10 protein-coding genes and 1 pseudogene are annotated in these 15,232 nt (G+C 64.4%); 8 read left to right on the top strand and 3 right to left on the bottom strand.

Features of this window, described 5'->3' with window-relative positions; genetic code table 11:
- Positions 1–55 precede the first annotated feature (55 nt).
- The 3 genes from CDV44_RS21770 to dprA form a co-directional block, all read right to left on the bottom strand.
- Positions 56–2,749, bottom strand: a complete 2,694-nt coding sequence (locus CDV44_RS21770) for a DNA topoisomerase III (protein ID WP_087690419.1) — start codon at positions 2,747–2,749, stop codon at positions 56–58.
- A gap of 175 nt (positions 2,750–2,924) precedes the next feature.
- Positions 2,925–3,311 carry a thioredoxin family protein gene (locus tag CDV44_RS21765; RefSeq protein WP_058376775.1) on the bottom strand — a complete coding sequence of 129 codons (387 nt, stop codon included), beginning with the start codon at positions 3,309–3,311 and terminating at the stop codon, positions 2,925–2,927.
- A 77-nt stretch (positions 3,312–3,388) separates the two neighbouring features.
- Positions 3,389–4,960, bottom strand: coding sequence for a DNA-processing protein DprA (gene dprA, locus CDV44_RS21760; RefSeq protein ID WP_249277647.1), 1,572 nt, complete (start codon positions 4,958–4,960; stop codon positions 3,389–3,391).
- On the opposite strand from dprA, the gene def reads away from it, so the two are divergent.
- From def to CDV44_RS21720, 8 genes and pseudogenes are all read left to right on the top strand, one after another.
- Positions 4,959–5,462: a peptide deformylase gene (gene def, locus CDV44_RS21755; protein ID WP_058376777.1), complete on the top strand. Its 504-nt coding sequence runs from the start codon at positions 4,959–4,961 to the stop codon at positions 5,460–5,462. The two genes, dprA and def, sit on opposite strands and share 2 nt — an antisense overlap.
- Before the next feature lie 375 nt (positions 5,463–5,837).
- Positions 5,838–7,571 carry a glycosyltransferase family 39 protein gene (locus tag CDV44_RS21750; RefSeq protein ID WP_141118783.1) on the top strand — a complete coding sequence of 578 codons (1,734 nt, stop codon included), beginning with the start codon at positions 5,838–5,840 and terminating at the stop codon, positions 7,569–7,571.
- 90 nt (positions 7,572–7,661) lie between these two features.
- Positions 7,662–8,645, top strand: a complete 984-nt coding sequence (fmt, locus tag CDV44_RS21745; RefSeq protein WP_087690415.1) for a methionyl-tRNA formyltransferase — start codon at positions 7,662–7,664, stop codon at positions 8,643–8,645.
- Positions 8,646–8,872: 227 nt separating this feature from the next.
- Positions 8,873–9,733: a zinc metalloprotease HtpX gene (gene htpX / locus CDV44_RS21740; RefSeq protein ID WP_058376780.1), complete on the top strand. Its 861-nt coding sequence runs from the start codon at positions 8,873–8,875 to the stop codon at positions 9,731–9,733.
- Between the two features lie 205 nt (positions 9,734–9,938).
- Positions 9,939–11,252, top strand: coding sequence for a 16S rRNA (cytosine(967)-C(5))-methyltransferase RsmB (gene rsmB, locus CDV44_RS21735; RefSeq protein ID WP_087690413.1), 1,314 nt, complete (start codon positions 9,939–9,941; stop codon positions 11,250–11,252).
- Positions 11,249–11,833, top strand: a pseudogene (locus CDV44_RS28490) (DUF4390 domain-containing protein); the annotation flags it as partial. The gene rsmB and the pseudogene CDV44_RS28490, both read left to right, overlap by 4 nt.
- A gap of 340 nt (positions 11,834–12,173) precedes the next feature.
- The gene (locus tag CDV44_RS21725) at positions 12,174–14,465 is read left to right on the top strand and encodes a PAS domain-containing sensor histidine kinase (protein WP_087690813.1); all 2,292 of its coding nucleotides are present in this window, start codon (positions 12,174–12,176) and stop codon (positions 14,463–14,465) included.
- Positions 14,466–15,203 (top strand): response regulator, encoded by a 738-nt coding sequence (locus CDV44_RS21720; protein ID WP_087690410.1) that lies wholly within the window; start codon positions 14,466–14,468, stop codon positions 15,201–15,203.
- Positions 15,204–15,232: the final 29 nt, after the last annotated feature.

Genomic DNA, 15,232 nt, shown 5'->3' with positions numbered 1-15,232 from the left:
GAGGAAGTGGCCGTTTTTCATTGACCCTGACGGTCAATATGCGACAGACGGTCGATCAGAACGGTGCATCGTCGTCATCGAAGGCATCGCCAGCCGCGGCCTTGGTCGGCTTGGCGGCCGTTTTCGCCGCAGCCTTCTTTGCCGGGGCCTTCTTGGCGGCGACTTTTTTCGCCGGCGCCTTGGCAGCGGCGGTCTTGCGTGCCGGTGCGGCCGCCTTCTCGTCACCACCCTCATCGCCTTCGGCATCCGCCGCCTTGGCGGCCGTCTTCTTCGGCGCCTTGGCCTCGAATTCAAAGCCGATCTTGCCGTCCTTCTGCTGGGCCAGATACGCCTTGAAGTTGCGGCCCGTGCGCGACGACTTGAAGTTCGTCAGCAAGTCGGTCTTGCCTTCGGTCAGCAGCTTGTGAATCTGCTCGCGCGAAATTTCCTGCTGCAAGATCACTTTGCCCGACGTGAAGTCGCACGACTTCGGGTTGGCCACGGCGTTTTCGCACACGTAACGCATGCCGTGCTCGAAGACGCGGCCCCCGCACTTCGGACACTTGCCGACCGGCTCCTGACCGGTGAAGTCCGGGGCTTCGCCGTCTTCGTCGCCGTTGTCCTGACCGAAATCGAACTCGAGCTTGTAGCCCATTTCGTCGTCGGGCGAGAGCTTGAGAATGGCCGAGAACGGACGGCCCATCTTGCTGCGGAAACCCGACAGCGGCCCGATCGTCTTGTTCTTGAGCAGCTCTTCGACTTCCGGAATTTCGAACTGACGTCCGCCCGGGATCTTCGAGATCGAGAAGCTGCAATTCGAACAGGCGAAACGGCGGTAGTTCTCTTTGACCACGCCGCCGCAATGCGGGCACGGCGTGCTGAGCGTCGCGTAATCGCCGGGAATCGTGTCCGAGTCGTATTCCTTCGCGCGCTTGACGATGGTCTGCGTCATCTGCGCGATTTCTTGCATGAACTCGTCGCGCTTCAGGCCGCCGCGCTCGATCTGCGAGAGCTTGGCTTCCCATTCGCCGGTGAGTTCGGGCAGCGTCAATTCGTCCACGCCAAGCCCGCGCAGGAGCGTCGTCAGCTGGAACGCCTTGGCCGTCGGATGCAACTCACGGCCTTCGCGAATCAGATACTTTTCGCCGAGCAGGCCTTCGATGATGGCCGCACGCGTCGCTGGTGTGCCGAGGCCCTTGCCTGCCATGGCCTCGCGCAGTTCGCCGTCTTCGACGAGCTTGCCTGCGCCTTCCATCGCCGAGAGCAACGTGGCTTCGCTGTAGCGCGCCGGCGGCTTGGTTTGCAACCCAACGGATTCGACCTTGTCGACACCGACCTTCTCGTCCTTCGCGATCGGCACGAGGGTCGGGGCGTCTTCCTTGCCATCCTTGCCGTCACCGGCCGATTCCTTGCCGTAGATGGCGAGCCAGCCGGCTTGCGTGAGCACCTTGCCTTCGGTCTTGAAGTGATGACCGACCACTTCCGTGATCCGCGTCGTCACCTGGTACTCGGCTGCGGGGAAGAACACCGCCAGGAAGCGCTTGACCACGAGGTCGTACAGCTTCTGCTCCGGCTCGGAGAGGTTCTTCGGCGCTTGCAGCGTCGGGATGATGGCAAAGTGATCGCTGATCTTGCTGTTGTCGAAGATCCGCTTGTTCGGCTTGACCCAGTCCTTGGCCAACACCTGATTGGCGAACTGGTGATAGTTGTTGCTCTCCTTGAGCACGGCCATCGTCTCTTTGACGGTGTCCAGATAGTCTTCAGGGAGGGCGCGTGCATCGGTACGCGGGTACGTCAGCACCTTGTGCTTTTCATAAAGCGCCTGCGCCAGACCGAGCGTGTTCTTGGCCGAGAAGCCGAACCGGCCGTTGGCCTCGCGCTGCAAGCTCGTCAGGTCGAAGAGCAGCGGCGAGAGTTGCGTGGTCGGCTTCGACTCTTCCGTCACCGTGCCATGCTTGCCGCGCGTGGCTGCCACGACCGATTCGGCCGCCGCGACACTCCACAGACGCGAGTCGCGCTGCTCCGGATCGAACTCGTTGCGCTTGAACTTCGGATCGAACCAGCGGCCTTCGTAGAAACCGGCCGCACAGACGAACTCGGCCCGCACTTCCCAATAGTCGCGCGAGACGAACTTGCGAATCTTTTCTTCCCGCTCGACAACGATCGAGAGCGTCGGCGTCTGCACGCGGCCCACGGTGGTCAGGAAGAAGCCGCCGCCCTTGCTGTTGAAGGCGGTCATGGCACGCGTGCCATTGATACCCACGAGCCAGTCGGCTTCGGCACGGCTGCGGGCGGCATCCGCCAGCGGCAGCATGTCTTCGTCGGTACGCAGACGCTTGAAGCCGTCGCGAATCGACTGCGGCGTCATCGATTGCAGCCACAGACGCTTTACCGGCTGCTTGGCCTTCGCGTGCTGGGCAATCAGACGAAAAATCAGTTCCCCTTCGCGCCCCGCGTCACAGGCGTTGATCAGCAGGTCGATATCCTTGCGCTTGATCAGCTTGGTGAGCACCTTCAGGCGCGACTCGCTCTTGGCGATCGGCTTGAGGTCAAAGTGGGGGGGAATCACGGGAAGGTTGGCGAAGCTCCACTTGCCGCGTTTGACTTCATAGTCTTCCGGCGCGCCGATTTCGACGAGGTGGCCAACCGCCGACGAGATGACGTAGTCGTCGTTCTCGAAGTACTCGTCATGCTTGGTAAAGCCGCCCAGCGCCCGCGCGATGTCATTCGCGACGGACGGTTTCTCGGCAATGATCAGAGCTTTTGACATGACGTTAGGTAATGTAGAGGGGGTGTCGCCAAGCGACATTCGTTGGCTTTATAACATATAGCGAATCCGGCGTTGCCGTCGGATCGGGCACAAGGCGGCCCCGAAAGCGGCACATCATAAGCGCGTCGCAGGCCGGCGGCAAGGTCGCAGGTACCCGGAGCGGGGCACCGGGGCGTCAGCCGAGCAGGTGGGCACGCAGCGCGGGTGCTGCCACACGGGTGTCGCCCAGCACACCAGCGTCGAGCATGCGCTCGAGAATACCGATCGCCGGCAGCAGGGGCCCGAAAAACCGTGCCTCTTCGCCGGTCTGGTGGGCGTCCTGCACAAGCAGGGTCGGGAAATTCTCGATGTCGTGGTCGTCCAGCCAGTCGGCGTGCGTCTCGATATCCACCCAGACGAAACACAACTGCGGATGGCTGGCTGCGAGCTGTTCCAACGCCTCGCGATACTCGCGGCAGGTGCCGCACCACGCCGCACACAGGCAGGCCACCAGACGCGTCTGGCCGTCGGCCAGTGCCGTGGCAAGCGCGGATCGATCGGCGACAGGGTCGAGAACAGGCATGGTATCGGGGTGTCGGGGGTATCTGGGGTTCTTGGGGGCCGTTGCACTGGCCGATCGAGTCGGTCGGCTCGACATCGTCACGCGGGTGCCTGTGGCGTCAGACGGACAAAACAGGCGCCCGGTGCGCGTGCAATCCAGCCGTCGAGTTCGAGCACGCTCAATTGCTGGAGGACCGTGACGATGTTCAGCCCGGTGCGCGCACGAAGCGTGTCTGCGCTCGACGGATCATAACCCAGCGCTTCGAGAATCGCTGCGGCAGGCGGGGTCAGTCCGGTCGGTTGCCGTGTGGCGGGGCCTGCCTGTTGGGGCCGTCGGGGCGATCCGGTCGATGAGGTCGATCCGGTCGATCCGGTCGGCCGGTTCGGTCGTGCGGGCGTCCGGGGTGTCGCTGGGATTGCTGTGGCCGTTGTGATCGTCGGCGGAACCCTTCGACCATGGACCGGCGGTGAGGCGGCCGTGTTCCCGGGCAGGCCAAGGGCCTCAAGCACGTCGTCCGGCGAGGTGACGAGTGTCGCGCCGTCGCGAATCAACGCGTGGCAACCCGCGCTTTGCTGCGCATGGATCGAACCGGGCACGGCGAGGACGTCGCGCCCCAACTCGCCCGCCAGACGCGCCGTGATGAGCGATCCCGATTTCGTTGCGGCTTCGACGACCAGCGTGCATCGGGCAAGTGCAGCGATCAGCCGGTTGCGTTGCGGGAAATGCGCAGGCCGGGGCGGGGTGCCGACGGAAAACGGCGAGATGACGAGCCCGTTGGCGGCAGAACCGCCGATACGCTCGGCCAGCGCCCGGTTGCGGGCGGGGTAGACGGTGTCCGGCCCCGTGCCGATGACCGCGCAGGTCCCGCCGGGGGTGTCCAGTGCGCCTTCGTGGGCCGCCGCGTCGATGCCTGCCGCGAGTCCGGAAATGACAGTGACACCCGCTTCCCCCAGCTCGCGTGCGAAGCGTCGCGCGTTCTCCCGGCCCTGCGGCGACGCAAGGCGGCTGCCGACAATGGCCACGGCCGCAGGCCCGGCGCGGTTCGCCAGCGTGGCGTCACCACAGCAATAGAGCATGGGCGGGGCATCGCCAAGGTCGAACAGCGCGCGCGGATAGTCCGCCTCGGCCAGCGTCAGCACGGTGCAGCCCGGCTGCGCGGCCCAGTCGAGGGTGCGGTCGATCAGCTCGCGCAGCGCCGCAGAGGGGTGTGCCAGCAGCCGCGCCGCGATCTCGTGCGGCACCACGCGGGCGAGTTCATCGGGTGTCGCACGAAAGATCGCATCAGGCAGCCCGAACGCCGCCAGCAGACGCCGCGCGGCAGCGGGCGGCACTTGAGGCGTGGCGCACAGCCGCAACCATGCCTTGATATCTTCCGTGCCGGCCCCGATCTGTGAAGCGTCGATGGCGGCCCCTCTCGCCTCGCCCGGGTTGAAGGCGGCGTCGGTGGTCGCGATTTCGCGGCGAGGCCCGTCTGACACGGGAAGTGCGGTGCCGCCCGCCAGCGGCGAGAGGGGCGCTGTGATAAAATTTTTCATCATCCGGTAAGCATTGACCGGGGGGCCAAGGCTGGCGAAGCCTGCGGCGCGTAGTTCGCGACGCGTTTCGCCATCGCTCGATTGTGAGTTGGCGTGAACCCCGATGGCAATGCGGCGATATCCCGTTTTCACCATGGCACTCCTGAATATTCTTCAATACCCCGATCCGCGTCTGCATAAAGTGGCCAAACCTGTGGCCGAAGTGGACGACCGCATCCGTCAACTCGTCAAAGACATGGCCGAGACCATGTACGACGCCCCCGGCATCGGTCTCGCGGCCACGCAGATCGACGTGCACGAGCAAGTCATCGTGATGGATCTGTCCGAAACGCGCGACGAGTTGCGGGTGTTCATCAACCCGCAGATCGTGTGGCGCAGCGACGAGCAGAAAGTCTACGAAGAGGGCTGCCTGTCGGTGCCCGGCATCTATGACGAAGTCGAACGTGCCGACCGCGTGCGCGTGCGGGCCCTCGACGAGAAAGGCGAGAAGTTCGAACTCGATGCCGATGGCCTGCTCGCCGTGTGCATTCAGCACGAGATGGATCACCTCAAGGGCCGCGTGTTCGTCGAATACCTCTCGCCGCTCAAGCGCAACCGCATCAAGCAGAAGATGAAAAAGCAGGTCGAGCGCGCGTAATCGGTGTGAAGCAACGTTAAGCAACGTCAGGCGAACACCCGCCGAGCGCCAAGCGAGCGCCCGGCGGTACTCAGCGATACACAGCGATACCCAGCGATACCCAGCGGGATATTGGCGTCTGACGGGGATTTCGCGCCGCTTGCCGCTCGCCGTCTGAGATGGCGCACGCAGTAAAGTCATCTATACTTGCAGCGAATTTTTGCGCCAGCCTTGGCGCGAAACCCTGCTGCGACGGGACGTCAACGGGACGTTTGCCGTCGGGCCCAACCCGATCGGTTTCCCCGGATGTCCATCGTTAATGCTTCGTCGTCGGCTTCGACGGCTTCGTCGGCCTCATCGATTTCAACGTCGTCCCGTCGCCGCAAGATCTATTGGTTGAGCGCCGCACTCCTCTTCGCTTTCCTGCTCGCAGGATTGTTCGATCGTGATCCCTGGAAGGCCGACGAACCGTATTCGGTCGGCATGGTGCTCAACTTCTTCCGAGGCCATGACCTGATCGTGCCGCGGGTGGGCGCCGATCCGTTCGTCGAAAAACCCCCCGTCATGTATTGGACCGGTGCGATCTTCGCGCGCCTCACGTCTGCCGTGCTGCCCGTTTTCCAAGGCGCACAACTGGCCGTGCTGGCGTGGCTTCTGATGGCCGTGTTCTGCGTGGCCCGACTCGCGCAGCGTCTGCACGCGCCGACGTCGACATCCGATACGGGGACTGCCAACCAATTCAATTGGCTCGCGCCCATGCTGATGGTGGGCAGCTTCGGGGCCATCGAAAACATCCACAAGCTCACGGCCGACGTGCCGCAAATGGCGGGCGCCGCGCTGGCACTGTTCGCGCTCGCGCGTCTGGCCAGACCGACGGTCTCGTCGTGGCGCTGGGGTCTGCTGCTCGGCACCGGCGCGGGCATCGCCTTCCTCAGCAAAGGCTTGCTGGTGCCCGGCGTGCTCGGCCTCACCGCGCTGGCCGCGTTCGCGTTGCCGGCCTACCGCACGCGCCGTTATGCCGCTGCGCTCGGTTGGGCCGTGCTGGCGGCGCTGCCTTGGGTGGTCATCTGGCCGGCGTTGTTCTGGCGCGCCTCGGAGCCGCTGTTCATCGAATGGTTCTGGGATAACAATTTCGGCCGCTTCTTCGGCTTCGTCCATCTGGGTGGCGAGCGCAAGTCGTATTGGAGCGACTTCCGCAGCCTGCTGGCATTGACCTTCCCGGCGGGCTGGCTCGCCGTGGGGGCACTGGTTGCGCAACTGCGCGGCCGTCATGAACGCAGCGTTGCAAGCGGCGCTGCAAGCCGCAGCGCTGAACGTGGCGGACTGCGCCGGTTTGTCGCCGAACGCCCTGAACTGGCCATGCTGTGGCTGTATGTCGTGCTGTTCGTGTTGACGCTCGTCACGTCGTCGGCCATTCGCGACATCTACATGCTGTCGATCTTCCCGGCGCTCGGCGTGCTCGGTGCCGGTGTGCGCTTGCCGAACTGGCTCGAAAAGACGTGGTCGATCGTCGCGCTGGTATTGATGAGCGTGCTGGGCGTGTTCCTCTGGGTGCGCTGGGGGCTGCAACTCGGTGGCCACGGTCACGTTGCTGCGGGCCCGATCGGCAAATGGCTGCCGCTCGATTACGTGCTGCCGTTCTCGCCCGGGCTGGTGCTGGGCGCGGTGATCATCGCTGCCCTGTGGGTGGCGGCCATCATCTACCGCCGTCAGCTCGGCGCGCTCGTGTTCGGCTTCGCTGGATTGATGTTCGTGTGGGGCACGCTCTCGACGCTGTTGCTGCCGTGGATCAACGAGGCGCGCAGCTACCGCACGCCGTTCGTCGCAATGATGACGTCGTTCGTCGACGCAGGCGGAACACTCAACGGCACCTGTGTCGGCTCGTTCAACGTGGGGGAATCGGAGCGCGCGATGCTCGATTACTTCGTCGCCATTCGCTCCGTGCAATTGCCGAGTCTGGCGCAGGCTTCGGAGTGCCGGGTACTGTTGGTGCTCGACAAGGCGGCCGCGCGGATCGACGCCCCCGCCGGGTGGCGCGAGGTATGGCAGGGCGGTCGGGCCGGCGACACCAATGAGCGTTTCCGCTTGCTGGTCGCGCCCGGCGTTACCCTGACGCCATTGCGTCAATAAAGCACGACCAAGGCGCTACGCCCACCCAAGGCCCCCAAGCCCTCAAGCAGTCAGCCCAAGCAGTCAGCAGCAGGCAGGAGAAAATTCATCATGACGCTTCGTATCGTATTCGCCGGCACGCCGGAATTTGCACAAACCGCGCTGGCCGCCATCGATGCGGCGGGTTTTCCTGTCGAATTGGTGCTCACCCAACCCGATCGTCCGGCAGGGCGAGGCATGAAGTTGCAGGCCAGCCCGGTCAAACGCTACGCCGAAGCGCATGGCATGCCGGTCGCACAGCCGCCGTCGTTGCGCCGTAACGGCAAGTATCCGGAAGCGGCGATTGCGGCCATCGACCAACTGCGCGCGCTGGCTCCCGATGTGATGGTGGTGGCGGCTTACGGCCTGATCCTGCCGCAGGAAGTGCTCGATCTGCCGCGTTACGGCTGCCTGAACATTCACGGGTCGCTGCTGCCGCGCTGGCGCGGTGCGGCGCCGATTCACCGGGCGATTGAAGCCGGCGACGCCGAGACGGGCATCACGATCATGCAGATGGATGCCGGTCTGGACACTGGCGCGATGATCCTGCGCGAAGCCGAACCGATCGGCCCCGATGACACCACGGCCACGTTGCACGACCGCATGGCGTCGCTGGGCGGCAAGCTGATCGTCGACGCACTGCGCCAGTTGGCACGCGACGGCAAATTGCCGGCCGAGCCTCAGCCCGACGCCGGCGTGACCTATGCTGAGAAGATAGCCAAGCAGGAAGCGGCGCTCGACTGGCGCCGTCCGGCGCAGGCGCTGGCACGTCAGGTGAGGGCGTTCGATCCGTTCCCCGGTGCACTGGGCACCCTGCGCGGCACGGCCGTGAAGCTCTGGCGTGCGAATGCCGTTGCCGGCAGGGCCGGTGCGGCGCCCGGTACCGTGCTCGAAGTGAGCGCTGACGCCGTGGTCATCGCCTGCGGCGAAGGCGCGCTGAACGTGACCGAATGCCAGAAGCCGGGCGGCAAGCGCCTGCCGGTGCGCGAGTTTCTCGCGGGATTTGCCATCGCGCCAGGTGACATGTTCGACGCCGTGCCGAACACGGATGCCTGACATCGACCGCGGACATCGATCAGTCAAAGGCGGGTTTTATTCTTCAAAATTCGATAAACAACCCGCAAACATCGGTGAAAGCGTCGACAAGCAGCGGTAACCGCCCGGAAATGGCGTGCAATTTGCTTGCGGGCATTGAATTTTCGATGATTTGCCTCATCTAACGCCCGAGGACACGCGAAGTGCGTGCAATCCTCAGGTCACCCAGATTTGCAGAGGAGAACACCATGTTCAATTGGATGAAGACCACCCTGCTGATGGCGGCCATCACCGCGTTGTTCATGGTGGTGGGCGGCATGATCGGCGGCAAGCAGGGCATGATGCTCGCGCTGGCAGTTGCGCTCGCGATGAATTTCTTTTCGTACTGGTTCTCGGACAAGATGGTGCTGCGCATGTACAACGCGCAGCAAGTCGACGAGACCAGCGCGCCGCAGTTCTACAACATGGTGCGCGAGTTGTCGCAACGCGCCGGGTTGCCGATGCCGAAGGTGTATCTGATCAATGAAGACGCGCCCAACGCGTTCGCGACCGGCCGCAATCCGGAAAATGCGGCCGTGGCAGCCACCACCGGTATTCTGCGTGTGCTTTCCGACCGGGAACTGCGCGGCGTAATGGCCCACGAACTGGCCCACGTGAAGCACCGCGATATTCTGATTTCGACCATCTCGGCCACCATGGCCGGTGCGATCTCGGCGCTGGCCAATTTCGCGATGTTCTTCGGCGGTCGTGACCAGAACGGGCGTCCGAGCAATCCGATTGCGAGCATTGCCGTGGCGATTCTCGCGCCGCTGGCCGCCTCGCTGATTCAGATGGCCATTTCGCGGGCGCGTGAGTTCGAGGCTGACCGTGGCGGTGCCGAAATCTCGGGCGATCCGCAGGCATTGGCAGCGGCGCTCGACAAGATTCATCGCTTTGCACAGGGCATCCCATTCGAGGCCGCCGAGCAACATCCGGCCACGGCGCAGATGATGATCATGAACCCGCTCTCGGGCGGTGCGATCGCCAACCTGTTCTCGACGCACCCGGCCACTGAAGAGCGTATTGCGCGCTTGATGGAGATGGCACGCACCGGACAATATCCGGTCTGAGCACGGGGTCAGATCACGGCGCTCCGCTACGAGAACCAACGCCAGCCATCGCGGACCCCGTGAGTGAGGACTGACCGCGCATGGCCTGACGGCGTCCTGCGGGTCGCCGTCCGTTGGCTGTCAGTCTGCTATCCTGTCGCCCGACAGCCGTCCGATAGCCCCCTATGCCCGCCGTCGCGCGGGCATATTTGTTTGTAGAAAGCCCATGCCGCAAGCCACTCTGCCCACCGAATCTCTGGCGTACGCGCTGCAACGTGCCGCGCAAACCCTCGAATCTGTCCAGAAGGGCATGGCGTTGCCGCAGGCACTCGCGCAGGCGACCGCGCAGTGTGCCCCGGGCACCCGCGCCGCCACACAGGATCTGGCTTACCGCACCGTGCGCCGTCTCGGCAGCAGCCGTGCCTTGCTGGCGGTGCTGGTCAAGCCCGCGATGCAGGCGCGCGTGCGCGACATCCTGTTGTGCGCGCTCGCGCTGCTGCAAGACCCTGTGGAAGACGCTGCGTACACCGAATTTACCGTGGTCGATCAGGCCGTCGAAGCCATTGCTGCGCAACGCCGCACGGCCGCCGCGAAGGGGCTGGCCAATGCCGTGCTGCGCCGTTTCCTGCGCGAGCGCGAGGCGTTGCTGGCCCAGATCGCCCAGCAGCCCGAAGCGCGCTGGAACTACCCCACGTGGTGGATCAACACGGTGCGAGACGCATACCCCGGCCAATGGGAGACGTTGCTCACCGCGGGCGATAACCGGGGCCCGATGACCCTGCGTGTGAATACGCGGCGCGTGAGCGTGGCGGCCATGCAGGAGAGTCTGACGCTCGCCGGTATGGCGTCCGAAGTGGTCGGCCCGGTCGCCCTGCGCCTCGCGCAAGCGGTGCCGGTGGACCGGCTGCCGGGCTTTGCCGAAGGCTGGGTGTCGATTCAGGACGCCGGCGCCCAACTGGCCGCACCGCTCGTGCTCGGCGACAACCCGCGTGCCGGCATGCGAGTGCTTGATGCGTGCGCAGCGCCGGGCGGCAAGACCGGCCATCTGCTGGAGCTCGCCGACGTGCAGGTCACCGCGCTCGAATCGGACCGCACTCGCGTGCCGCGCATCTACGAAAATCTGGAGCGCCTCGGGCTGTCGGCCGACGTGCGCATCGGCGACGCGGGCAATCCGGCCAAGTGGTCGGGTGGCGGCTGGGACGGCGTTCCGTTCGACCGCATTCTGGCCGACGTGCCGTGCTCGGCGGCGGGCATCGTGCGCCGGCACCCGGACATTCGCTGGTTGCGCCGTGCCGACGACATTCCGGCGCTGGTGGCCGAACAGCAGCGCATTTTGCTGTCGCTGTGGGAAACGCTGGCCGTCGGCGGCGAGCTGGTCTACGTCACCTGCTCGATCTTCCCGTCGGAAAACGAAGAGCAAGCGCAATGGTTTGAACGCGTTCGCACAGATGCGGTACGATTGGACGCTCCCGGGCAATTGCTGATGACCCCTGGCGGCGCCCATGACGGCTTCTATTACGCTCGCTTCCAGAAACGGTGACTTTCTCCCAACGGCTACTGGCCTGCCTGCTGCCGCTGCTGTGCGTTGTTACGCTCGGCTTTGCGGGACCCGCACGTGCCGACAACGAAATTCAGGTGCGCGAAGCCCGGCTCGAATCCTCCGAGGGTGGGTGGACGCTTGACGCGCGCTTCGCGTTCGAACTCAACAGTAGCCTGGAAGACGCGGTCAATCGCGGTATCTCCCTCTACTTCACGACCGACTTCGAACTCACCCGCTCGCGCTGGTACTGGTTCGACGAGAAGGTCGTCACCAGCTCGCAGAGTGTGCGGCTGTGGTTCCAGCCGCTGACGCGTCAATATCGCGTCTCAAGCAACAACGGCAACAGCAGCAACAGCGGCCTGCAACTCGGCTTCAGTTCGTTGCGTGAGGCGATGGCACTCGTGCGCAACGTGAGCGGATGGCGCGTCATCGAGAAAGGCGTGGTCAAGCCCGGCACGCAATATCAGGCGTCGGTGCGCATGCGACTCGACAATGCCCTCATGCCCAAGCCGTTCCAGATCGATGCGGTGAACAATCGCGACTGGAACCTGAGCTCGGACTGGGCGCGCTTCCTGTTCTCACCCCCGCAACCGCCTGCCGCAGCCAGCCTGCCGGGGGCCGGGGGCGCGAACGCGATGGCTTCTGCGGCACCTGCGGTGGCACCGGCACCGGCGTCGGTCAACGCACCCGCCGGCCTATCGAGCACTTCGAGCACGTCGTCTGCCAATGCTGCCCCGGCACTTCCGATCGCCTTGCTGGCTTCGCCCGCAGACGAGGACGCCGCATCGGGGCCGGTCGCGCGGCTCACCGGCCGTCTGCCGCTGGCGTTCAGCGCGGCGTTGCCGCCGGGGGCGTCTCGTGTCAAGTAACAACGGCGGCGGCCTGCTCAAGCGCATTGTCATTCGCACGCTGATCGTCACGATGGCGCTGGTCGCCATCGGCCTCTTCGGCCTGCTGGCGCTGGCTTCCGCCAATACGGAATTCTTCGATCGCTACTACTCGCTGCTCTACACGGCGAACATCGCGGTCGCGATCATCTTCGTCTTCATCGTCGGGGCGCTGATCTGGATCATTCTGGTGCGCCTGCGCCAGCGACGCTTCGGCACGCGGCTGCTCGCCAAGCTCGCAATCTTCTTCGCGCTGGTGGGCGTGCTGCCGGGCGGCATCATCTATCTGGTGTCGCTGCAATTCGTCTCGCGCAGTATCGAGTCTTGGTTCGACGTGCGTGTGGAGACCGCGCTCGACTCCGGGCTCGAACTCGGCCGCGCGATTCTGAACAACGGCTTGTCCGATCTGAGCGCCAAGGCGCAACTCGTCGCCGACAATCTCACCGCGAGCGGCGACAAGGGCGGCACGCTCACGCTGCTGCGCATGCGTGACCAGTTCGGTTTGCAGGACGCGACGATCGTCGACGGCAACGGCCGTGTGCTCGCCTCCGCGTCGGGCAACTTCAATGCGCTCGTGCCCGACTTGCCCACACCGCTGATGCTGCGACAGGCGCGCACGCAATCGCGTGGCTACACGGCCATCGAGGGCGGCGGCGAGGGCTACGACCGGCACAGCTCGGACGACCAGTTGCGCTGGCGCGTGGTGTTGCGAATTCCGTCGAGCTACACCTCGTCGCTGCAAGACGAAGAGCGGTTCCTGCAAGTCACGCAACTGGTGCCCGCTAATCTGGCGCAGAACGCCGAGGCGGTGCAGAACGCCTATCGTGAATACCAGGAGAAGGCGCTTGGCCGGACCGGCTTGCGCAAGATGTATATCGGCACGCTGACGCTATCGCTGTTTCTCGCCACCTTCGTGGCCATGATGCTGGCGCTGGCGCTCGGAAGTCAGTTGGCGCGGCCGTTGTTTCTGCTCGCGCGTGGCACGCAGGAGGTGGCCGCGGGCGATCTCTCGCCGAAGGGCGAAGTGCGCACCAACGACGAGTTGGGTTTCCTCACGCAGGCATTCAATGCGATGACGCGACAGCTCTCCGATGCGCGCGCCACGGTCGAGCGCAATCGGCTGGCGCTCGAAAGCTCGAAGGCTCACCTGGAAAGTATCCTGTCGAGCCTGACGGCCGGCGTGTTCGTGTTTGATCGAGATTTCCGGCTGACCACGGCCAACTCGGGGGCTGAACGCATCTTCAAGCAGAGTTTTCAGGGCGAATTGAATCGTTCGCCGTCGCATATTCCGGCCCTCGTGGAATTTGGCGAGACCTTGCGCCGCGCATTTGCCGATCGCGATGCCAATGCCGATCTTGGCCCCGGCGGTCACTGGCAACAGCAGATCGGCCTGACATTGCCCGGCGAAACCGATTCGGTGACCTTGCTCGTGCGCGGCTCGCATCTGCCCGAGCCGGCGATGGCGGTGGCGGGTGTGCCCACGCGCTCGGGCGGCGGGTATGTGGTGGTGTTCGACGACATCAGCGACGTGATCTCGGCACAGCGTTCGGTGGCATGGGCGGAAGTGGCGCGGCGTCTTGCGCACGAGATCAAAAATCCGCTCACACCGATTCAGCTCTCGGCCGAGCGCTTGCAGATGAAGCTCTCCGACAAGTTGCCGCCGACCGAAGCCGAATTCCTGCGTCGCGGCGCGACGACCATCGTCAATCAGGTGGCGGCGATGAAGCGCATGGTCGACGACTTCCGCGATTACGCGCGTCTGCCGCCGGCGATCATGCATTCGCTGCAACTTAACGAGCTGATCGGCGAAGTACTGACGCTCTACGGGGTGGATGAAGGGCGGGGCGCGATCCGTCCCTACCTCGGTGCAGACCTGCCGGAAATTCGGGGCGACTCGACGCAATTGCGTCAGGTTATCCATAATCTGCTGCAAAATGCTCAAGATGCAGTGAGTGGAACCGAAAACCCTCTTATCACTGTGGAAACGAAGACAGTAGAATACGCAGGAACGGACGCGCATCCCGGAGAACCGAAACGCACGGCAGTGCGTCTCACGATCACGGACAATGGGCCGGGCTTCCCGGCACGCATCCTGACCCGCGCATTCGAACCGTATGTAACGACCAAGGCAAAGGGCACGGGGCTCGGTCTGGCGATGGTCAAGAAGATCATCGACGAACACCAGGCGCGCATCGACATCCGCAACCGGACGTTGCCCGAGGGTGAGGGCAGTGCGGGAGCACAGATTTCGATCTTGTTTACTCAATTGGCTGACGACCAGGATCTGTCGCGCAATAAGCCGACAGAACACACGAAGGTAGCGTAAATGGCAACCATTTTGGTGGTGGACGACGAAATGGGAATCCGGGAGCTGCTCTCGGAGATTCTGAGCGACGAGGGGCACGTCGTCGAGGTGGCGGAGAACGCACAGGAGGCTCGCGCCTATCGTGCGGCGCACACCCCCGACCTCGTGCTGCTCGATATCTGGATGCCCGATACCGACGGCGTGACATTGCTCAAGGAATGGGCGGCACAGCAACTGCTGACCATGCCGGTCATCATGATGTCGGGTCACGCAACGATCGATACCGCCGTCGAGGCGACCAAGATCGGCGCGCTCAACTTCCTCGAAAAACCGATTGCCTTGCAGAAGCTGTTGCAAGCGGTCGAGCAGGGTCTCGTGCGCGGCAAGCGCGACGCCGCCGGCGGGGCGCCCAGTGCGTTCGATGCCGCCGACGACGAGCTCGAGACCGGCGTGTTCGGCGAGAGCGAACCTCGTCACGCGGCAACGGGCCTGAACGGCACCACGGTGCACGCGCCGTTGGGGGCGCATGATGCCGACGGGGCCGTGGGCGCCGGTGGTGCCGGCCTCGCCGCCGACATCTCGTTCGACGTGCCGCTGCGCGAAGCGCGCGATGCCTTCGAGCGCGCGTACTTTGCTTATCACCTGGCGAAGGAACACGGCAGCATGACGCGCGTGGCCGAGAAGACGGGGCTTGAGCGCACGCACTTGTATCGCAAGCTCAAGCAATTGGGCGTGGAGCTTTCCAAGAGCAAGACCTGACGTCACCGGCGAAAGTCCGTGGCGTCGAA

This window comes from Pandoraea sp. PE-S2R-1 (assembly GCF_002179865.1).
Taxonomy (GTDB): domain Bacteria; phylum Pseudomonadota; class Gammaproteobacteria; order Burkholderiales; family Burkholderiaceae; genus Pandoraea.
The sequence above is the reverse complement of the archived record's forward strand: the minus strand, read 5'-3'. Positions and strand labels throughout refer to the sequence as shown.

What these genes read in the sequence shown, in the direction of transcription:
- fmt (WP_087690415.1), top strand. Translation starts at nt 7,662, where the DNA reads ATGACGCTTCGTATCGTATTCGCCGGCACGCCGGAATTTGCACAAACC.
- CDV44_RS21765 (WP_058376775.1), bottom strand. Translation starts at nt 3,311, where the DNA reads ATGCCTGTTCTCGACCCTGTCGCCGATCGATCCGCGCTTGCCACGGCA.
- rsmB (WP_087690413.1), top strand. Translation starts at nt 9,939, where the DNA reads ATGCCGCAAGCCACTCTGCCCACCGAATCTCTGGCGTACGCGCTGCAA.
- htpX (WP_058376780.1), top strand. Translation starts at nt 8,873, where the DNA reads ATGTTCAATTGGATGAAGACCACCCTGCTGATGGCGGCCATCACCGCG.
- CDV44_RS21720 (WP_087690410.1), top strand. Translation starts at nt 14,466, where the DNA reads ATGGCAACCATTTTGGTGGTGGACGACGAAATGGGAATCCGGGAGCTG.
- def (WP_058376777.1), top strand. Translation starts at nt 4,959, where the DNA reads ATGGCACTCCTGAATATTCTTCAATACCCCGATCCGCGTCTGCATAAA.
- dprA (WP_249277647.1), bottom strand. Translation starts at nt 4,960, where the DNA reads ATGGTGAAAACGGGATATCGCCGCATTGCCATCGGGGTTCACGCCAAC.
- CDV44_RS21770 (WP_087690419.1), bottom strand. Translation starts at nt 2,749, where the DNA reads ATGTCAAAAGCTCTGATCATTGCCGAGAAACCGTCCGTCGCGAATGAC.
- CDV44_RS21725 (WP_087690813.1), top strand. Translation starts at nt 12,174, where the DNA reads ATGGCGCTGGTCGCCATCGGCCTCTTCGGCCTGCTGGCGCTGGCTTCC.